This is a genomic window from Arthrobacter woluwensis (assembly GCF_900105345.1).
Classification (GTDB): Bacteria; Actinomycetota; Actinomycetes; order Actinomycetales; family Micrococcaceae; genus Arthrobacter_E; species Arthrobacter_E woluwensis.
On the sequence record NZ_FNSN01000003.1, the window covers coordinates 3,102,622 to 3,121,790 of the forward strand.

The window sequence follows — 19,169 nt, forward strand, 5'->3', positions numbered from 1 at the left end:
GGACCCCGCGAAGGGATCCGGCGCCGTCGTGCGTCGTCGGAGACTCAGGCGTGCGCTGCCGCCCGCTCCGCCGCCTCGACCACATTGGTCATGAGCAGGGCCACCGTCATGGGGCCCACGCCGCCCGGGTTCGGGGAGATCCAGCCGGCCACCTCGGCGGCGGCGGGCTCGATGTCACCGTAGACGCGGCTCTTGCCGGTCTCCGGGTCCGTCTCGCGGGTCACGCCGACGTCCAGCAGGGCAGCACCCGGCTTGACGTCGGACGCCTTGACGATGTGCCGCACGCCCGCGGCGCCCACGATCACATCGGCCTGGCGCAGCAGTTCCGACATGTTCGTGGTGCCCGTGTGGGTCAGGGTCACCGTGGCGTTGATCTCGCGACGGGTCAGCAGCAGACCGATGGACCGGCCGATCGTAACACCACGCCCGACGACCACCACGTGCTTGCCCTTGAGGTCGTAATCGTTCCGCAGGAGCAGTTCGATGACGCCGCGCGGGGTGCACGGAAGCGGGGTGTCGATGGGGTTGTTCACGTTCAGGACCAGGCGCCCCAGGTTCGTGGGGTGCAGGCCGTCCGCGTCCTTGGCGGGGTCGATCCGTTCCAGGATCGCGTCCGTGTCCAGGTGCTTCGGCAGCGGGAGCTGGACGATGTACCCGTGGCAGGTGGGGTCCGCATTGAGTTCGTCGATGAGGGCCTCGACCTGCTCCTGGGTGGCGTCGGCCGGCAGCTCCTTCTGGATCGAGTTCATCCCGATCTCCTTGGACTGCTTGTGCTTCATCGACACGTACAGCTGGGACGCCGGATCGGCGCCCACCAGCACGGTGGCGATGCCCGGGACCACGCCGCGCTCCTTGAGAGCGGCGACGCGTTCCGTGAGCTCCTGCTTGATCTCGGCGGAGGCCTTCCGGCCGTCCAGAATCTTCGCGGTCATGGACTGTTCCGTCACTGGGAGAGGCCCGGGTACAGCGGGAAGGCCGAGGCCAGGACGTCCACGCGGGCCCGCAGGGCGTCGATGTCGGCGCCGGGGAGCAGCGCGAGCGCGATCACGTCGGCGACCTCGGTGAACTCGGCGTCGCCGAAGCCGCGGGTGGCCAGGGCGGAGGTGCCGATGCGCAGACCGGAGGTGACCATCGGCGGGCGCGGATCGTTCGGGACGGCGTTGCGGTTGACCGTGATGTGGGCCTCGTGCAGGAGGTCCTCGGCCTGCTTGCCGTCGATCGCGGCGTCACGGAGGTCCACCAGGACCAGGTGCACATCGGTGCCGCCGGAGCGGACCGCGATGCCGGCGTCCTTGACGTCCTGCTGGTTGAGACGGTCCGCGAGGATCGCGGCGCCGCGCAGAGTGCGCTCCTGGCGGTCCTTGAACTCCGGGGTTCCGGCGATCTTGAAGGCGGTGGCCTTCGCGGCGATCACGTGCATGAGCGGGCCGCCCTGCTGGCCCGGGAAGACGGCGGAGTTGATCTTCTTGGCGAGATCGGCGTCGTTCGTCAGGATGAAGCCCGAGCGCGGGCCGCCGATGGTCTTGTGCACGGTGGAGGACACGACGTGAGCGTGCGGGACCGGGTTCGGGTGCACGCCGGCGGCGACGAGGCCTGCGAAGTGGGCCATGTCCACCCAGAGGTAGGCGCCGACCTCGTCCGCGATCTCACGGAAGGCGGCGAAGTCGAGCTGACGCGGGTAGGCGGACCAGCCGGCGATGATCACCTTCGGCTTGTGCTCCAGGGCGAGGCGGCGGACCTCCTCCATGTCCACGAGGGAGGTCTCGGGGTCCACGCCGTAGGCCACGATGTTGAACAGACGGCCGGAGAAGTTGATCTTCATGCCGTGGGTCAGGTGACCGCCGTGATCCAGGGACAGGCCGAGGAGGGTGTCGCCGGGGCGGGCGATCGCGTGCAGGACCGCCGCGTTGGCGGTGGCGCCGGAGTGCGGCTGGACGTTGGCGAACTCGGCGCCGAAGAGGGCCTTGGCGCGCTCGATGGCCAGCGACTCGGCGACGTCGACTTCCTCACAGCCGCCGTAGTAGCGGCGTCCGGGGTAACCCTCCGCGTACTTGTTGGTCAGCACCGAGCCCTGGGACTGGAGCACGGAGACGGGGACGAAGTTCTCAGAGGCGATCATCTCGAGGTAGGTGCGCTGGCGATTCAGCTCACGCTCGAGAACTGCGGCGATTTCCGGGTCGACTTCAGCCAGCGGAAGGTTGCTGACGGATTCCTGCGCGGGTACAGAGGTCACAGAATACTCCTGGCGATACGTGGAGGTGATTGCAGGTCAGGCTCCTGGCGCCGCCGCATGGTCCCCCGGCGCGCCGCTGAAGCGCAGGCCAAGGATCCACGCGATGACGCGTAGGAAAACGTGACCCTCGGCCCAGGCGGACGATCCGTGGTCTTCGACTGTGCCGCTCCCTGATGGTGACCCATCCGACGCCAGTTGCGACGGCACTAGCGTACCGCACGGCGGATATCCTTAGCCTTGTGATTGAAGCGCCTACGTCATACACGCTGACCCTCTCCTGCCCCGACCGCCCCGGCATCGTGCATGCCGTCTCCGGTGCCCTCCTGACCGTCGGATGCAACATCGCCGACTCGCAGCAGTACGGCAGCGTCACCACCGGCACGTTCTTCATGCGGGTGGAGGTCACGACGTCGGCGGGAGCCGACGCGGTCCGCGCGGCGATCGCCCCGGTGGCCGACGCCTTCGGGATGCGCTGGGACGTGCACCCGGTCGGCCAGAAGGTGCGCACGCTCGTCCTGTGCTCGACGGCGGCCCACTGCCTCAACGACCTGCTCTTCCTGCACCGCTCGGGCACCCTGCCCATCGAGATCCCCGCGATCGTCTCGAACCACACCGATCTGGCGCCGCTCGCCGAGTTCTACGGCATCCCGTTCCACCACATCCCCGTCACCGCCGACACCAAGGCCGATGCCGAACGGCAGCTCCTGGAGATCATCGAGAAGGAGGAGATCGAGCTGACCGTCCTGGCCCGCTACATGCAGATCCTCTCGAACGACCTCTGCCGCGAGCTCGAGGGCCGTGCGATCAACATCCACCACTCGTTCCTGCCGTCCTTCAAGGGCGCCAAGCCGTACCACCAGGCGCACAAGCGGGGCGTGAAGCTCATCGGCGCCACGGCCCACTACGTGACCGCCGACCTCGACGAGGGACCGATCATCGAGCAGGAGGTGATCCGCGTCAGCCACGCCCGCACGGCCGAGGAATTCGTGCAGATGGGCCGCGACGTCGAGGGCCGTACCCTGGCCCAGGCCGTCCAGTGGCACGCGGAACACCGGGTCCTCCTCGACGGCACCCGGACCGTGGTGTTCAACTAAGGCTTTGCCGTTGCGCGCCCTTGTTGGTGTGGTGCGCCCCAATTGGGGCGCACCACACCAACAAGGGCGCATTTTTCGTGGAGCTTGAGTTGTCCACATAAACACACCGAACGCTCGGGACCACGCCGGATTCCACCAGACTCGTGCCATGACAGTCGCCTCCGCCCGACTGATCCGGGCACGGGACTCCGCCGTTCACGGACTCGGTCCCGATGAACTCTCCCGACGGGCCCGGTCAGGGGCACTGGTCCGGCTCCGTCGCGGAAGCTATGTGGAGACCTCCACCTGGGTCGCGCTTTCCCCACGGGCCAGACAGGAATTGATGTTCCAGGTCGCAGCCGAGGCATACGGCATGCGGCTGCCACTCTGGGGCCGCAGCAGTGCTCTCCTTCACGGGCTCCCGCTGAAGAACACTCCAGGACAGGACTGGAACGATCCCACCCATCTTCTCGGATCGGCTGCCTCGGGCGGCAGGTCCAAGAATGGGATAGTCCATCACCGGCCTGACGGACGGGTCCGGCAGATCGTGGGGATCAATGGATTGCCCTGCAGCGACGTGGTGAACACCGCCATCGATCTCGCCGTGGATCAGGAGTTCGCCTGGGCCGTGGCCGCGATGGACCGCTTGCTCAACCCGCGAGTGCTTTCCGGCATGGCGGGGACCGGTTCCTGGGACGTCAGCGAATCCGCCCAGACAGGACCCGTACCTTCCGCCCGACCTTCGCAAGGATGGGCACTGCCGGAGGAGACCAGCGAGCCGATCACGACGACGGAGGCCCCGGCCCAGCCTCGGGACCGGGATGCGGCGTACAGACTCATCGCGCAGATCGGCAACGCCACGCGACGACGGAAACTTCAGGCAGTCCTCGACTTCGCCGACCCCGGTGGATACCTTCCCGGTGAATCGCTCAGCAGGGTGACGATGCACCGGTACGGCTTCCCCCAGCCAGAGCTGCAAGCAAGGTTCAGTGATCGTGCCGGATTGATCGGGTACACCGACTTCCATTGGAGATCACTGGGAGTGGTCGGAGAATTCGACGGGCGCGAAAAGTATGTGAAGCCCGAGTACCTGAAAGGAAGAAGCCCCTCCGAGGTGGTGGTTGCGGAAAAACTCAGGGAAGACCGGCTCCGGCGCCTCGGGCTGACGGTCGTCCGATGGGTCTGGGCCGATCTGGAGCACCCTGTGCGACTGGAGGGCCTGCTGCGTCAGGCCGGTCTACCTCAGACAGCCCGAGCAGAGTGGAATCTTCCTCGCACATAGAACTGCGTCCTTGTTGGCGTACCGCGCCCCAATTGGGGAGCCGTACGCCAACAAAGGCGCAGAAATCGCGAGACGATCTGAGTCAGGCCAGGCGCTTGGGGCCGTACTCGGCCAGGAATTCGCCCGGGCCGGGGTTGCCCTCGGCGGAGGCGCCGCCCAGGTGCTTCACGACGCCCCACACGGCGTTCAGGCCCGTGGTGACGGCGCCCTCAGCCCAGCCGGCGGTCCAGGACACGTCGTCGCCGGCCAGGAAGATGCCGCGGTGCTCCTCGTCCAGGGACTCCTGGTCGAAGTGAGTGTAGAGACGCTCCTGGTACCGGTAGTGGCCCGGGAGGTTCGCCTTGAACGCGCCCATGAAGTTGGGGTCGGACTCCCAGGACACCGTGATGGGGGTGCCGATCACGTGGCTGCGGATGTCCACGCCGGGGTAGATCTGCTCCAGGGAGTGGATCATGAGGTCGGCGCGCTGCTCCCCATCGAGGCTCAGCCACTTCAGGGCGTCGTCGTTCCAGGTGTAGGAGAGGAGGATGACGGCGGGCTGGTCCGGACCGTTGTCCAGCAGGTACGTGCCACGGGTCAGGCGGTCGGTGAGGGTCATCGACATGACCTCCTCGCCGGTCTTCGGGTTGCGGTCCTTCCAGAACGGGCGGTCCACCATCACGAAGGTCTTGGAGGACTGCATGTAGTGCGAGCGCTCTATCGCCGTCCACATCTCCGCCGGGAACAGTGCTTCCTCCGTGTGGATCCGCGTGGACAGGAGCCACGACTGGCATGTGGTCACCACGGCCGCGTACTCGTTCGCCCGGCCCCAGCGCTCGGTGACCGCGATGCGGGAGGTGGGGGCGCCGTCGTCGTCCTTCACGCGGGCGATCCGGGCCACCGCGCCACGCGGCGCGCCGCCGTGCAGGCTGGCGAGGGAGGTGCCGGCGGGCCAGTGCTTGAGGTCCGACGGCGCGTGGTTCCACAGCGCCTCCGGGATGCGGGCCGCGCCGCCCACCACGCCGCGGTGGTGGTCGTCCGCGTCGGTGTAGACCACGCGCAGGATCTCCAGGATGGAATTGGGGAAATCGGTGTCCCAGCCGCCCGTGCCGAAACCGACCTGCCCGAACGCCTCGCGGTGCGCGTAGCCCGCCTCCTTGAAGGCCCGGCTCTTGGCGATGAAACCGTAGAAGGTCTCCTCATCCAGCTCTTCGAGGAGCGAATCCCAGATCTCCTTGATCTTCGCGGTGTCGCGGGCCTTGAGGGCGTCCTGCATCTCGGTGAACCGGGCGTTCTCCTCCATGCAGGCCTTCCAGGCGGCGGCCACTTCGTGGAAGAACTCCGGCAGATCCCCGGGCTTCTCGGCGTAGTACTTCCGCCCCTTGAGCTCGATCACGGTGCTCGACGTCACCGGCGCGAGCGGGTTCGGGAAGTCCGTGGTCTCCAGACCGAGCAGGTCGATGTAGTGGTAGAGCGCCTTGCTGGACACCGGGAAGCGCATGCCGCCCAGGTCGGCGGTGACCTCGGGCGCGCTCGGGAAGCTCGCGGTGCGGAGACGCCCGCCGATCCGGTCCGCCTCGTAGACCACGGGCTTCAGACCGAGCTTCATGAGTTCGTACGCGGTGACCAGGCCGGAGAGCCCGGCGCCCACCACGGCCACCTCGGTGCCGTACAGCTCCTCGGGGACGCTGCCCAGACCCGCGGGGTTCTGCAGGTACAGGTCATAGCTGAACGGGAAGTCCGGGTTCAGCATCGTGATGGGCGCGGTGCCCTCGGACGGGGAGGGAAGGGCGGTGGGTTCCATGGGTCCTTGCCTTGTGTTTCGTGTGCTGCGGGTGAAGAGGGAGGGACGGACTCAGTCGTCCTGATGGCTGAGCTGGTACGCCTGTTCGTTGAGGCCGCCCACGCGGGAGTTCCGGCGGCCGTAGGCGAGGTAGAGCACGACGCCGAGCAGCATCCAGGCGCAGAACACCAGCCAGGTCATGCCGTCGAGGTTGGCCATCAGGAAGAGGCAGGCCAGGGCGCCGAGCACCGGCACGACCGGGTAGAGCGGGACGCGGAAGCTGCGGGCCTTGCCCGGCTTGGTGACGCGCAGGTAGATCACGGCGACGTTGACCAGAGCGAACGCGAACAGGGTGCCGATGCTGGTCGCGTCGGCGAGAGCGCCGAGCGGGACGAAGGCGGCGGTGAGCGCCACGACGACGCCGACGATCCAGGTGCCCTTGACCGGCGTGTGGGTGCGGGGCGAGACCTCGCCGAACACCTTGGGCACGAGGCCGTCACGGGACATGGTGAGCAGGATGCGGGTCTGGCCGTAGAGCACGGTGAGGACCACGGAGACGATGGCCAGCACGGAGGTGACCGCGAAGACCAGGGCGATCCACGGCTGATGGGTGATCTCGTTGATGATCTGGACGAGCGGGGCCTCCACGCCGTCGAACCACTGCCAGTTCCGCGCGCCGATCGCCGCCACGGCCACCAGGACGTACACGGTGGTGACGATCAGCATGGACAGCAGGATCGCCCGGGGCAGGTCGCGCTTGGGGTTGCGGGCCTCCTCACCGGCGGTGGAGGCGGCGTCGAAGCCGATGTAGGAGAAGAACACCTTGGACGCGGCGGCGCTCATGCCGGCGGCGCCCATCGGGAGGAGGGGCTCGAAGTTCCCGGCGTTGAACGCGGTGAAGGCCACGATGCAGAAGAAGACCAGGATGCCGACCTTGGCGAACACGATGATGGTGTTGACCAGGGCGCTCTCCTTGGCGCCGCGCACCAGGAGCACGGTCGCCAGGAGGACGATGATGAGGGCCGGAAGATTGACCAGGCCACCGCCTCCCGGGGGCTGAGAGATGGCGTCGGGCATCTGGATGCCGAACACGCCGATGGTTTCATTCACGTACTGGCCTGCGCCGACGGCGACAGCTGCCACCGAGACCGCGTATTCCAGGACGAGGCACCAGCCGCAGATCCAGGCCATGCCCTCGCCCATGGTGGCGTAGGAGTACGAGTAGCTGGACCCCGCCACCGGGACCATGCCCGCCATCTCAGCGTAGGAGACCGCGGAGAGCAGAGCGGCGAAACCCGCCACGACGAAGGATAGCCAGATGGCGGGCCCCGCGATCGGCACGGCGTCGCCGAGGATGACCAGGATGCCCGTGCCGAGCGTGGCGCCGACGCTGATCATGGTCAGCTGCAGCACGCCGAAGTTGCGCTTCAGGCTGCCGTGCCCGGAGTTGTCCCGGGCGTCGCGCTCCATCTGGGCGATGGACTTGCGGCGGATGAGCTGCCGGCCGAGGCTCGGCGTGGCGCCGGGCAGCGTCTTGGGAGTTGTGGTCATGGGGAGTTCCTTGCGTCTTGGGCGGCCGCCCGGCGTCCTTGCCGGGCGAGGGACCGCACCGTCGAGGTCCCGGTCTGGGCGAGGCCAGGTCCGGGAACCGATGGGGTGGGGAGAAGGCCTAGTACCAAGGCTAGGACTGTGAGCCAGCTCTCACGGTGGTGCATTTTGAACTAGAGTCTTGGCCCATGGGACAAAGTGCACATTCCATCCATGGTGCCGCGAGTGCCGGGGAGGCACAACTCGACCTGCTGCCGGGCCTCACGACGCATCGCTTCCTGGCCCAGCTTCCGGAGGGTGTCGAAGTGCTTCACGACGCCGGGAACGTGCCGCTGCGCTGGGTCGAGACGAGCGAGCTCGCGGACCCGACGCCGTATCTCCTCGACCACGAACTCCTGCTCACGGCCGGGCTGCCGTTCCTCGGCGACGGCGGGACGGACGAGGCCGTGGACGCGTTCGTCGGCCGCCTGGCCCGTGCCCGGGTTTCCGCGCTGGCGTTCGGGCTGGAACCCCATTTCGACGCCGTCCCCGGGGCCGTGGTGGCTGCCTGCGAGCGCCACGGCGTCACGCTCTGGCAGCTCCCGTCCAGCCTGCCGTTCGCGGCGGTGGGCCTCGCGTTCTCCCGGCTCCTGGAGTCAGGCAACGCCAGCGTGCTGCGGCAGCTCACCGAGGCCAACCGGCAACTGATCCGGGCGGCTCTCGGCGAGGGCGGTGAGCAGGAGCTCCTGGAGGCGCTCGCCCAGCGGGTCTCAGGCGAGGTGCTGCTCTTCGGCGCCCACGGCCAGCTCCGCCTCACGGCCGGCGCGCGGACCGCCGGACCTGAGGTCCTGGAGGAGGCGGCCGGGCTGGCCCTGGATCTGTTCGCGGGCAGCGGTCCGCGGGTCGAACTGCGCGAGACGGCCGACGGCGCACTGCTGGGCCTTCCGCTGCGAGGATCACCGGGACGCGGCACGGCCGCGCGTCCGGCGGCCGGGAGCCGCACGGCTCCTTCCCAGCGTGGCGCCCGCCGGGGCGAACCGACGCTCGGGGTCCTCGTGCTGCACACCGGCCACCCGCTCACCGCGACGGAGAACACCATGGTGTCCACCGCCGTCGGGCTCCTGGAACTGCTGGCCCGGCAGCGCGCGGCGGGGTCCCTCTCCCCCGGTCAGCTGGCAACGCTCCTGCTGCTCCGCGGGGACACCCGGGGCGATGACGCCGCGCTCTCCACGCTGCTGGGCGACAGCGCCCCGGGTGCCGGGTCCGGGCTGCGCGTGGTGATCGCGCATCCGCAGGCCGAGGACAGCGCCGACGTGCCTGCGGAGGTCCTGGCCTGGCGGCGGCTGTGGGAGACCAAGCTCGTCGTCCACGACGGCACGCACCTGCTCGCCGTCACCCGCCAGGAGCCGTCGCCCGCGCGACTGTCCCGCGTCGAGGCGGAAGGTTATGCCTGCGCCGTGTCCCGCCCGGCGCCGCGCCTCGGCAAGGGCGGTTCGCTGGCGGGCCACGCCCTGCAGCACGTCCCGCGGCTGCGCCTGGAGGCCATGGCGCTGCTCGCCCGCGCCGAGGAGGAGCGGCGCAGCCTGCTGGCCGAACAGCAGCCCCGCACGTTCGCCGAGCTCATGCCGCGGGAGGCCGGAGCGGGGGTCGCCCGTGAGGTCCTGGGTCCCCTGCTCGCGTTGGAGCCACCGCGGCGGGACCTGCTCCTGCGGGTGCTGCGGGCGTGGCTCGCGGCGCACGGCTCGTGGGACGGGGCCTCCAGCGCCTTGGACATCCACCGCAACAGCGTCCGGCGACACGTGGGGGTCATCGGGGACACTCTGGGCCGCGACCTCGGCGACGCCTCGGTCCGGGCCGAGCTGTGGTTCGCCCTCGGGTTCCTCGGGCCGGGGCTGCCCGGCGGGGCGGCCGCAGATCCCTCCACGCCCGCCGATCCCTCAGCGGCCTCTGACGATGCGGAGCCGGGAGCGGCTCAGGAGAGCCAGGAGCGGTAGAGGTCGGGACGCCGTTCGTCGAGATACGGGACGTCCGCGCGAGCCGTCGCGAGCTGCCCGGGGTCGACCTCCACGAACAGGACGGCCGCGTCCTCGTCCGCCTCGGCGAGCGTCCTGCCGAACGGGTCGGCCACCACACTCCCGCCGCTGAGGTGGAATCCGGCCTCGACCCCGGTGTGGTTCACATACGCCAGGTACAGGTGGTTCTCCATGGCCCGCGTCGGGATGAGCCGCTGGGGCACCTGCGAGTAGCCGCTGCCGAGCGCGGTCGGCACCATGAGGACGTCCACTCCGCGCAGCGCTGCGGCGCGCACGGTCTCGGGGAACTCGACGTCGTAGCAGATCACGGTCCCGAGGCGAAGCCCCTGAAAGTCGACGACGGCGGCCGGCTGGTCCCCGGGGGTGAAGACCTCCTGCTCCTCCGCCCCGAAGAGGTGGACCTTGCGGTAGTGGGACAGCCGGGCGCCGTCGGGGCCGAAGAGCGTGGCGCTGATGTACCAGCGGTCCGCCGTCGGATCCGAGCCGGGCGCGGCGGGCTCCACCTCGGGCAGGCTGGCCAGCAGGGCGATGCCCGCCGAACGGGCGATCTCCGCCAGATCATGGGCGAGGCCGGGCAGCAGGGCGGGGTCCAGCCCGGCGCGCACCGGTCGCGGGGCGTAGCCGACCGGGAACAGCTCGGGGGTGATGAGGAGCTGCGCGCCGCCATCGGACGCCTGACGCGCGGCCTCACGGATGGTGGCGAGATTCGCCGCCGTGTCCAGCACGGCGGACTCCCCCTGCATGATCGCCAGTCGCATCCCGGTCACTTTCCCTTCCTCGGACATGACTCCAGCCTAGGCGGCGGATCCAGTCCGGAACCCAGGGTCTTTTGCACCACGGAGCCGGAAATCCGGTGCTGAACGCACCGGTCCGCCCGCTGCCGGTCCGGCGATCGTTGCGTTTCGGCGAGCGCTCCTCGGAGCTTCCTTGCGTTAACTTATTGACCGCATAAGCCGTTTAGGCCATGCTTGCATTCATGGTCAGCCGTGAGGGAAACAGCACACCCACCCGCAGGAATCCGGGTTCCCAGTCGGCCTTGCGCCAGCTCAACCGGGAACGGATCGTGCAGGCGCTCGCCGCCGGACCGGCCACGCAGGCCGAACTCTCCCGCACCACGGGCCTCTCCACCGCGACCATCTCCAACATCGTCAAAGAGCTTGAACGCGACAGCATGGTCCACACGGCTCCCACCACCTCGTCGGGACGGCGGGCCCTCCAGGTCCGGCTCAACGCGGACAACAGCGTCGCGGTCGGGATCGACTTCGGCCGCCGGCACGTCCGCGTGGTGCTCGCGACGCGCGACTACCGCGTGGTGGCCGAGGCCTCGACGAGCCTGGTGCTCGGCCACCACGCCGAACACGGCATCGCCATGGCGCACGACCTCATGGAACGGCTCCTCCGGGAGAACGGCCTGACCCACGGCGACGTGATCGGCGTCGGCATCGGCATCCCCGGCCCTCTCGACCGGCGGAGCCACACCGTGGCCCACGGCGCGGTCCTGCCCGAATGGGTCGGGATCGAGACGGAGGCCCGGCTCCGCGAAGCCCTCGGGCTGCCCGTCCACATCGACAACGACGCCAATCTCGGCGCCCTCGCGGAGGCCACCTGGGGCCCCTATGGCGGCGCGGAGAACCTCGTCTTCCTGAAGATCGGCTCGGGCATCGGCGCGGGCTTGATCGTCAACGGCGCCCCGGTCTACGGCAACCTCGGCATCACGGGCGAGATCGGCCATTCGACCATCGACGACCGCGGGGCCGTGTGCCGCTGCGGGAGCCGGGGCTGCCTCGAGACGATCGCGTCCACCACCACCATGATCGAGCAGCTGAGCCGCAACGAACCCGGCCCCGTGACCACGCGCAGCATCATCTCCGGCGCGCGGGAGGGCCACCCCGCCACCCTGCGCGTGCTCGACGACGCCGGGCTGGCGATCGGCCATGCGCTCGGCACCGTCGCGAACCTCCTGAACCCCGAGGTGATCGTGGTGGGCGGCCCACTGGCCGAGCTGGAGGAACTGCTGCTGGAGCCCATCCGCCGCGGGATCCTGCGGCACACGATCCCGATGGTGGGCGCGTCCACGGCGCTCACGGTGTCCTCCCTGGGCGAGCGGGCAGAGGCCCTGGGGGCCGCCGCGCTCGTGTTCCGCAAACCGGCAAGTGCCAAGAAGTAACGATTCGGTACGGGCTCTGCGTTAAAGGCTTGACGGCAATAGGCCGCTTCCAGTTTACTTATCGGTCAGAGGGTGACACGAGCCACAGGGATCGGGCCCCCACCGGCGGACCAGGTTGGTCCGCACTGAACGACTTCGAGGCAAGGACGACCGATGTCTGAGACCAGCACCGCCCCGACGATCCTGGAAATGCGATCCATCACCAAGGAGTTCCCGGGCGTGAAAGCGCTCTCCGAGGTGAACCTGAAAGTGAAGGTCGCCGAGATCCACGCCATCTGCGGCGAAAACGGGGCCGGCAAATCCACACTCATGAAGGTGCTCTCCGGGGTGTACCCGTACGGCAGCTACGCCGGGGACATCGTGTACCAGAACGAGGTCCAGCAGTTCCGGGACATCCGTGCCAGCGAAGCCGCCGGCATCGTGATCATCCACCAGGAGCTCGCGCTCATCCCCGAGCTGTCCATCATGGAGAACATCTTCCTGGGCAACGAACCCACCCGGTTCGGGGTGATCAACTGGTCCGAGGCCCGCCTCCGCTCCAAGGACCTGCTGGCCCGCGTCGGCCTGAGCGATGATCCCGACACCCCGGTCAAGGAGATCGGCGTCGGCAAGCAGCAGCTCGTGGAGATCGCCAAGGCGCTCAACAAGTCCGTGAAGCTCCTGATCCTGGACGAGCCCACCGCCGCTCTGAACGAGAGCGACTCCCAGCACCTGCTCGACCTGCTGCTCGGCCTCAAGGGCAAGGGCATCACCTCGATCATCATCTCTCACAAGCTCAACGAGATCGAGCAGATCGCGGACTCCATCACCATCATCCGCGACGGCAAGTCCATCGAGACCCTGGACGTCAAGGCGGACGGCGTCAACGAGGACCGCATCATCAAGGGCATGGTCGGCCGCAGCCTGGAATCCCGTTTCCCGGACCACACCCCGAACATCGGCGAGGTGTTCTTCGAGGTCAAGGACTGGACCGTCGCCCACCCGCAGATCGAGGACCGCCTCGTGTGCAAGGGCTCGAACTTCTTCGTCCGCCGCGGCGAGATCGTCGGCTTCGCAGGACTCATGGGCGCCGGGCGCACCGAACTCGCCCGCTCCCTCTTCGGCCACTCCTACGGCCGCTTCATCTCCGGAACCGTCATCAAGGACGGCAAGGAGATCAGGATGAACACGGTCCGCCAGGCCATCGACCACGGCCTCGGCTACGTGACCGAGGACCGCAAGTCCCTGGGCCTGAACCTCCTGGACGACATCAAGACCACCACCGTCGCCGCGAACCTCAAGGGCGTGAGCAAGCACAACGTGGTGAACGAGGACCGCGAATTCGAGGTCGCCGAGGACTACCGGAAGTCCCTGCGCACCAAGACCCCCTCGGTCGAGGAGGGCGTCGCGAAGCTCTCCGGCGGCAACCAGCAGAAGGTGGTCCTGGCCAAGTGGATGTTCACCGACCCTGACCTCCTGATCCTGGACGAGCCGACCCGTGGCATCGATGTGGGCGCCAAGTACGAGATCTACGGCATCATCCAGCGACTGGCCAGCCAGGGCAAGGGCGTGATCGTCATCTCCTCCGAGCTCCCGGAACTGCTTGGGCTCTCGGACCGCATCTACACGATCTTCGAAGGCTCGGTGACCGGTGTCCTCGACAAGGACGACGCCACCCAGGAGAACTTGATGAAGCTCATGACCGCCAAACGTCAGGCCGCCTGACACTCCTCCCGCTGCTGTGGGGCTCCGGCCCCATTCACCACGCACCCAAGGAATCACCAATGAACGCACTCAAAAAGATCTTCGGCGGCGACACCCGTCAGTTCGGCATGATCTTCGCCCTCGTCTTCCTGATCGTCTTCTTCCAGATCCTGACCGGCGGCATCACCCTCACGCCCGAGAACGTCATCAACCTGTTCAACGGCAACTCCTACATCCTGATCCTCGCGATCGGCATGGTGCTCGTCATCATCGCCGGGCACATCGACCTCTCGGTCGGCTCAGTGGCGGCCTTCGTGGGCATCAGCGTCGCCCTGATCGTCCGGGACTGGGGCGTGCCCTCCTGGGTGGGCATCCTGATCGGACTGCTGCTGGGCGCGATCGTGGGAGCGTGGCAGGGCTTCTGGGTGGCCTACGTCGGCATCCCGGCGTTCATCGTCACGCTGGCCGGCATGCTCCTCTTCCGCGGCCTGAACCAGCTGCTCGGCAAGTCCAACACCATCCCGGTCCCGGGTGACTTCCAGACCATCGGCGCCGGCTACCTCCCGGAGATCGGGCCGGACACCGGCTACAACAATCTCACCCTGCTGCTGGGCCTCGCCGCCATCGCCGCCATCATCTGGGGCGAGCTGCGCCGCCGCAAGGCCGCGCAGGCCCTCGGCGCCGACGTCGACGAGATGTGGGTCGTCGTCACCCGCCTGGTGCTCATCTGCGGCGCCATCGCCTACGCGACGTACCTCTTCGCCACCGGCCGTCCGGGCACCTCCTTCCCGGTCCCGGGCATCATCCTCGCGGTCCTCGTCCTGGTCTACGGCTTCATCACGTCCCGCACGGTCGTCGGCCGCCACATCTACGCCGTCGGCGGCAACAAGCACGCGGCCGAGCTCTCCGGTGTTCAGGCGAAGCGCATCGACTTCCTGGTCATGATGAACATGTCGATCCTGGCGGGTCTGGCCGGCATGATCTTCGTCGCCCGTTCCACCGCCTCCGGCCCGTTCGACGGTGTCGGCTGGGAGCTCGACGCCATCGCGGCCGTGTTCATCGGTGGCGCAGCGGTCTCCGGCGGTGTGGGCACCGTGGTGGGCTCCATCGTCGGTGGTCTCGTCATGGCCCTGCTGAACAACGGTCTGCAGCTCATGAGCGTGGGCGCCGACTGGACCCAGATCATCAAGGGTCTGGTGCTCCTGGTCGCCGTCGCGTTCGATGTCTACAACAAGTCCCAGGGCAAGCGGTCCATCACCGGCCTGCTGCTCAAGAACTTCGGATCCAAAACCGAAACCAAGGCCGCCTGAGGCCGAACACCCCGAACCGCAGCGGCACTTCCGTGCCGCCGGATCACCGATAGAAAGAGAATGCACTCATGCGCATGTTCGGAAAAGCGGGCAAAGTCGCCGCCATCACCGCCATCGCCGCGCTGGCTCTCACGGCCTGTGGCCGCAGCGAGTCCGGCTCCAGCGGGAACGCCTCCGGCGCGGCCGGTTTCGCCAAGGACGCCCTGATCGGCGTCGCTCTTCCGCAGAAGACCAGTGAGAACTGGGTCCTCGCGGAGAAGCTCTTCAACGACGGTCTGACCGGAGCCGGCTTCAAGGCTGACGTCCAGTTCGCCAACGGTGGCGTCTCGGAGCAGCAGAACCAGATCAGCTCCATGGTCACCAAGGGCGCCAAGGTCATCGTGGTCGGCGCCATCGACGGCTCCCAGCTCGGCACCCAGCTGAAGCAGGCCCACGACAACGGCGCGATCGTCATCGCCTACGACCGCCTGGTCAAGAACACCGACGCCGTGGACTACTACGTGGCCTACGACAACTTCAAGGTCGGCGAGCTGCAGGGCCAGGCCCTGCTCGACGGCATGAAGTCCAAGAAGGCCAGCGGCCCGTACAACGTGGAGCTCTTCGCGGGCTCCCCGGATGACGCCAACGCGAAGGTCTTCTTCGACGGCGCCATGAGCGTGCTCAAGCCGAAGATCGACGACGGCACCCTCAAGGTCGTCTCCGGTCAGAAGAGCTTCGAGCAGGCCGTGACCCAGGGCTGGAAGGCTGAGAACGCCCAGAAGCGCATGGACACCATCCTGGCCGGCAGCTACGGCTCCGCAGCACTGGACGGCGTGCTCTCCCCGAACGACACCCTGGCCCGCGCCATCCTGACCTCCGTCAAGGCCGCCGGCAAGCCGACCCCCGTGGTCACCGGCCAGGATTCCGAGGTCGAGTCCGTGAAGTCCATCATGGCGGGTCAGCAGTACTCCACCATCAACAAGGACACCCGCAAGCTCGTGGAGCACGCTCTCGAGATGGTCAAGGGTCTGCAGGCCGGCAACAAGCCGGAGATCAATGACGACAAGTCCTACAACAACGGCGTGAAGGTCGTCCCGGCCTTCCTGCTCCCCCCGGTCATCGTGACCAAGGAGAACGTCAAGACCGCTTACGAAGGCGATCCGGTCCTCGGCCCGATCACCAAGTGACCCCCGGGGAGTGAATCCCCTCAGGTGAACCGGCCCCGCTGAGCGGGGCACGCGAAACGGCGACGGCCGGTGGAAGAGATTCCACCGGCCGTCGCCGTTTCGTGGGTCCTGCGTCGTCTTTCAGACGAGCGCCGGGAGGTCCGCCACGGACTCCAGGATGGCCTCGTGCGGGTGCGCGGCCAGCTCTTCACGGCCGAGCTTGCCGGTCAGGACTCCGATCCCCCGGACGCCCGCGTGCTCGGCGGCCTGGAGGTCGTTGACGGTGTCCCCCACCGCGACGACGTCCCGCACGTCCAGGACCCCGGTGCGCTCCATGGCCCGGTGGATCATGAACGGCGCGGGCCGGCCCGCGCTCACTTCATCGCTCGTCACCACCGCGTCGAGCACGAGCGCCGCCTGGCCGGCGTCGGGAGCGTCCGCCGTCGTCCAGTTCAGCGCGTGCAGCAGCGGATGCGCGACGTCGGCGGAGAAGCCGGTGGTCAGGGCCACCTTCACGCCGCGGGCCCGCAGTCCGCTCAGGGCCTCCTCGACGCCCGGCAGGGCGGTGGGCGGGTTCTCGGCGTACAGGGCGGCGAGGATCTCGCGGAAACGGGAGAAGGCGTGCGCCACGGTGGCCGGGTCGGCGTCGTGGCCCCCGAGTTTCAGCAGCGCCGTGATGGCCTCCACCTTGTCCGCGCCCATCCAGGCCTGGACGTCCTCCTCGGTGGTGCTCACCCCCGCCTCCTCCACGCTCTGAGCCAGGGCGCGGTACACGTCGCCGTGCTCGTCGATGGTGGTGCCGGCCATGTCACAGGCGACCAGATGCGTCATGTCAGTGTCCTTCGGTGTGGATGCGGATCAGCGCTGCCCGCTGTTCCACGGTGTTGTCGATGCTGAAGTTGGTGATGCCCGGCAGGTAGCAGTCCTCGGCGAACTCCACGTGCGTCCCGTCCTCCGTGGCGGTCAGTCGCCGCTCGCGGAGCAGGGGCGAACCCGGCTGGGTCCCGAGGGCCTCCGCCTGAGCCGGGGAGGCCGCGACCGCGTCGATCGTGTGGCGGGCGCTGTGGATTCTGATGCCCTGCTGCCGGAGGAATTCGAAGATCGAACCGCCGTCGGTGTCGAAGTCGAGCAGCAGACGGCCCACCTCGTGGATGAACGTGCTGGTCTCCAGCATCGCCACCTCGCCGTCGAGGTACCGGACGCGCACGACGTCCACCACTTTGTCCCCCACCGCGATGTCCAGGGCCGCCGCGGCCTCGGGGCCGGCCTGCCGGATGGCGACTTCGACCGTGCGCTGCCCGGGTTCCTTGCCCATCTTCCGGGCCCACTCGGTGAACGAGTTGAACGTGGAGAAGGACTGGGACGGCACGCCGCCCCGCACCACCGGAGAGCGCCCGCGCCCGCCACTGATGGCGCCTTCGCTCCGGAGGAAGGCGAGCGCTTGACGGATGGGGCCCCGGCTCGTGCCGAACTCACGGCACAGTTCGGCTTCGCTCGGGAGACGGCTCCCGGCCGGCCAGGTGCCGTTGTTGATGCGGGCCATGAACTCTTCGCTCAGGCGGCGGTGCAGCGGTGATGTCGGCTGAATGCTCACGACTTGATCATACAAGTGGCCCTCCTCGCGAATCCTTGAAAGGGGTGTTGATCAGGGTGAATAGTGCGTGAACGGAACCGGCCCTGGGTGAACACTGCGTGAAGCTGTCTATACAACCGCCGTTTGGGCTTGAACCCCCCGCTCCGGGTCCGGCACGCTGGATCCGTGAACAAGGAAACCTCAACCGACCTCCTGGTGGTCGGCGCCGGCATCGTGGGTCTGGCCCATGCCGCCGTGGCCGCCGATCGCGGACTGACCGTCCGCGTGATCGACCGGGATCACCAGGCCGTGGGCGCCTCCATCCGGAACTTCGGCCACTGCTGCATCACGGCCCAGAGCGGGGAGCTCTACGAGCTGGCGCAGGCGTCACGCCGCCAGTGGCTCAGGTTCTCGGAACTCGCCGGGTTCTGGGCCGCCACCTCGGGCGCCGTCGTCGTCGCCCGCACGGACGCCGAACTCGCCGTCCTGCGTGAGCTCTCCGCGTCCCGCGAACCGGGCCAGGTCACCGTCCTCGACGCGGCCGCCACCCGCGCCAAGCTCGGACCCGCGGGCACCCAGGCCGGCTGGCCTGAGCTGATCGGCGGGGCCTTCCTCCGCGACGATCTACGCGTCGACCCCCGCACGACGGTGGGCCGGATCGCCTCCTGGCTGGATTCCCTCCCGAACGCCGAGGTCTCCTGGAACACGACGGCCGCCGGCTTCACCCCGCTGCCCGACGGCGGCGTCCGGGTGAGCACGTCCCGCGGCGACATCACCGCCTCCCGGGTCGTGGTGTGCGTCGGGCACGATCTGGACCACCTCTTCCCAGAGGAGGCAGCGGCCCACCGGATCCAGCGCTGTTCCCTCAACATGGCCCTGGGCCGGATGCCGGACGGCTTCCACCTGGGCCCCGCGGTCCTCACCGCCACCTCCATGCTCCGCTACCCCGCCTTCGTCGAGACCGCCGCGGCGGGAGCCCTGCGCGACGAGGTCTCGACCACCGCGCCGGAACTGCTGGAGATCGGCGCGAACGTCATGTTCACCCAGCGGCCGGACGGTTCCCTCCTGCTGGGCGACTCCCACCACTACCACCAGAGCGCCCCGCCCTTCCTGGACGAGTCCGTCACCGAAACCCTCCTGGAGCACCTCGAGGCGACCCTGGGCTCACGGCCCCGGGTCATCGAGCGGTGGCAGGGCGTGTACGCCTCCTCGGAGGTCGGGCCGCTCTTCCAGCAGGAGGTCCTCCCGCAGGTCACCGCCGTGTCCGTCACCTCGGGTGTCGGCATGACCCTCTCGTTCGGCCTGGCCGAGCGCACCATCGACTCCCTCTTCGCCTGACCACTCCCTTCCCCGCCCGCCTCTCCGGCACCTCTTCTCAAAG

At 68.5% G+C, this 19,169-nt stretch carries 15 protein-coding genes and 1 riboswitch; of the genes, 8 read left to right on the plus strand and 7 right to left on the minus strand.

Translation table 11 applies throughout. The features are described from left to right. Positions 1–44: 44 nt before the first annotated feature. Together BLV63_RS14700 and glyA are read right to left on the minus strand one after the other, a co-directional pair. Positions 45–932, minus strand: a complete 888-nt coding sequence (locus BLV63_RS14700) for a bifunctional methylenetetrahydrofolate dehydrogenase/methenyltetrahydrofolate cyclohydrolase (protein ID WP_066214434.1) — start codon at positions 930–932, stop codon at positions 45–47. 11 nt (positions 933–943) lie between these two features. Then, complete coding sequence (glyA, locus tag BLV63_RS14705) at positions 944–2,233, minus strand: serine hydroxymethyltransferase (RefSeq protein WP_066214432.1); 1,290 nt, start codon at positions 2,231–2,233, stop codon at positions 944–946. 123 nt (positions 2,234–2,356) lie between these two features. Continuing rightward, a riboswitch (ZMP/ZTP riboswitch) is annotated at positions 2,357–2,442 on the minus strand. Positions 2,443–2,472: 30 nt separating this feature from the next. Here glyA and purU point away from each other — a divergent pair. Together purU and BLV63_RS14715 are read left to right on the plus strand one after the other, a co-directional pair. Next, positions 2,473–3,327 (plus strand): formyltetrahydrofolate deformylase, encoded by an 855-nt coding sequence (gene purU / locus BLV63_RS14710; protein ID WP_373277846.1) that lies wholly within the window; start codon positions 2,473–2,475, stop codon positions 3,325–3,327. A gap of 556 nt (positions 3,328–3,883) precedes the next feature. Beyond that, positions 3,884–4,588, plus strand: a complete 705-nt coding sequence (locus tag BLV63_RS14715; protein WP_139244708.1) for a hypothetical protein — start codon at positions 3,884–3,886, stop codon at positions 4,586–4,588. 82 nt (positions 4,589–4,670) lie between these two features. Here the strand turns inward: BLV63_RS14715 and BLV63_RS14720 are convergent, their stop codons facing one another. Beyond that, a complete protein-coding gene (locus BLV63_RS14720; RefSeq protein ID WP_254780567.1) occupies positions 4,671–6,371 on the minus strand; it encodes a flavin monoamine oxidase family protein in 1,701 nt (566 codons plus the stop codon). A gap of 51 nt (positions 6,372–6,422) precedes the next feature. Continuing rightward, complete coding sequence (locus BLV63_RS14725) at positions 6,423–7,901, minus strand: amino acid permease (protein ID WP_066214428.1); 1,479 nt, start codon at positions 7,899–7,901, stop codon at positions 6,423–6,425. Positions 7,902–8,086: 185 nt separating this feature from the next. On the opposite strand from BLV63_RS14725, the gene BLV63_RS14730 reads away from it, so the two are divergent. Beyond that, entirely contained in the window at positions 8,087–9,871 is a 1,785-nt protein-coding gene (locus BLV63_RS14730) for a PucR family transcriptional regulator (protein ID WP_066214426.1), read from the plus strand. Here BLV63_RS14730 and BLV63_RS14735 read toward each other — a convergent pair. Further along, positions 9,850–10,695, minus strand: a complete 846-nt coding sequence (locus BLV63_RS14735; protein ID WP_254780568.1) for a carbon-nitrogen hydrolase family protein — start codon at positions 10,693–10,695, stop codon at positions 9,850–9,852. The genes BLV63_RS14730 and BLV63_RS14735 overlap by 22 nt on opposite strands. A 191-nt stretch (positions 10,696–10,886) precedes the next feature. On the opposite strand from BLV63_RS14735, the gene BLV63_RS14740 reads away from it, so the two are divergent. The 4 genes from BLV63_RS14740 (at position 10,887) to BLV63_RS14755 (ending at position 16,236) form a co-directional block, all read left to right on the plus strand. Then, the gene (locus tag BLV63_RS14740) at positions 10,887–12,077 is read left to right on the plus strand and encodes an ROK family transcriptional regulator (protein WP_066214424.1); all 1,191 of its coding nucleotides are present in this window, start codon (positions 10,887–10,889) and stop codon (positions 12,075–12,077) included. A gap of 153 nt (positions 12,078–12,230) precedes the next feature. Next, on the plus strand, positions 12,231–13,781 hold the full coding sequence (gene mmsA, locus BLV63_RS14745; protein ID WP_066214422.1) for a multiple monosaccharide ABC transporter ATP-binding protein: 1,551 nt from the start codon (positions 12,231–12,233) through the stop codon (positions 13,779–13,781). A gap of 59 nt (positions 13,782–13,840) precedes the next feature. Further along, positions 13,841–15,070 carry a multiple monosaccharide ABC transporter permease gene (gene mmsB / locus BLV63_RS14750; protein ID WP_066214421.1) on the plus strand — a complete coding sequence of 410 codons (1,230 nt, stop codon included), beginning with the start codon at positions 13,841–13,843 and terminating at the stop codon, positions 15,068–15,070. Between the two features lie 68 nt (positions 15,071–15,138). Next, positions 15,139–16,236: a substrate-binding domain-containing protein gene (locus BLV63_RS14755; protein WP_066214419.1), complete on the plus strand. Its 1,098-nt coding sequence runs from the start codon at positions 15,139–15,141 to the stop codon at positions 16,234–16,236. 120 nt (positions 16,237–16,356) lie between these two features. On the opposite strand, the gene BLV63_RS14760 is transcribed toward BLV63_RS14755, so the two are convergent. Next, positions 16,357–17,046 carry a phosphonatase-like hydrolase gene (locus tag BLV63_RS14760; RefSeq protein ID WP_066214417.1) on the minus strand — a complete coding sequence of 230 codons (690 nt, stop codon included), beginning with the start codon at positions 17,044–17,046 and terminating at the stop codon, positions 16,357–16,359. A 1-nt stretch (position 17,047) separates the two neighbouring features. Next, on the minus strand, positions 17,048–17,809 hold the full coding sequence (locus BLV63_RS14765) for a GntR family transcriptional regulator (RefSeq protein WP_066214415.1): 762 nt from the start codon (positions 17,807–17,809) through the stop codon (positions 17,048–17,050). A gap of 165 nt (positions 17,810–17,974) precedes the next feature. Here BLV63_RS14765 and BLV63_RS14770 point away from each other — a divergent pair, with 165 nt between their 5' ends. Continuing rightward, positions 17,975–19,126: a TIGR03364 family FAD-dependent oxidoreductase gene (locus tag BLV63_RS14770; RefSeq protein WP_066214414.1), complete on the plus strand. Its 1,152-nt coding sequence runs from the start codon at positions 17,975–17,977 to the stop codon at positions 19,124–19,126. Positions 19,127–19,169 lie beyond the last annotated feature (43 nt).

Bases quoted from the DNA above. Each gene is read 5' to 3' on its own strand.
- BLV63_RS14700 (WP_066214434.1), bottom strand. From the start codon at position 932: ATGACCGCGAAGATTCTGGACGGCCGGAAGGCCTCCGCCGAGATCAAG.
- BLV63_RS14720 (WP_254780567.1), bottom strand. From the start codon at position 6,371: ATGGAACCCACCGCCCTTCCCTCCCCGTCCGAGGGCACCGCGCCCATC.
- mmsA (WP_066214422.1), top strand. From the start codon at position 12,231: ATGTCTGAGACCAGCACCGCCCCGACGATCCTGGAAATGCGATCCATC.
- BLV63_RS14725 (WP_066214428.1), bottom strand. From the start codon at position 7,901: ATGACCACAACTCCCAAGACGCTGCCCGGCGCCACGCCGAGCCTCGGC.
- BLV63_RS14760 (WP_066214417.1), bottom strand. From the start codon at position 17,046: ATGACGCATCTGGTCGCCTGTGACATGGCCGGCACCACCATCGACGAG.
- BLV63_RS14755 (WP_066214419.1), top strand. From the start codon at position 15,139: ATGCGCATGTTCGGAAAAGCGGGCAAAGTCGCCGCCATCACCGCCATC.
- BLV63_RS14735 (WP_254780568.1), bottom strand. From the start codon at position 10,695: ATGTCCGAGGAAGGGAAAGTGACCGGGATGCGACTGGCGATCATGCAG.
- BLV63_RS14730 (WP_066214426.1), top strand. From the start codon at position 8,087: ATGGGACAAAGTGCACATTCCATCCATGGTGCCGCGAGTGCCGGGGAG.
- BLV63_RS14740 (WP_066214424.1), top strand. From the start codon at position 10,887: ATGGTCAGCCGTGAGGGAAACAGCACACCCACCCGCAGGAATCCGGGT.
- mmsB (WP_066214421.1), top strand. From the start codon at position 13,841: ATGAACGCACTCAAAAAGATCTTCGGCGGCGACACCCGTCAGTTCGGC.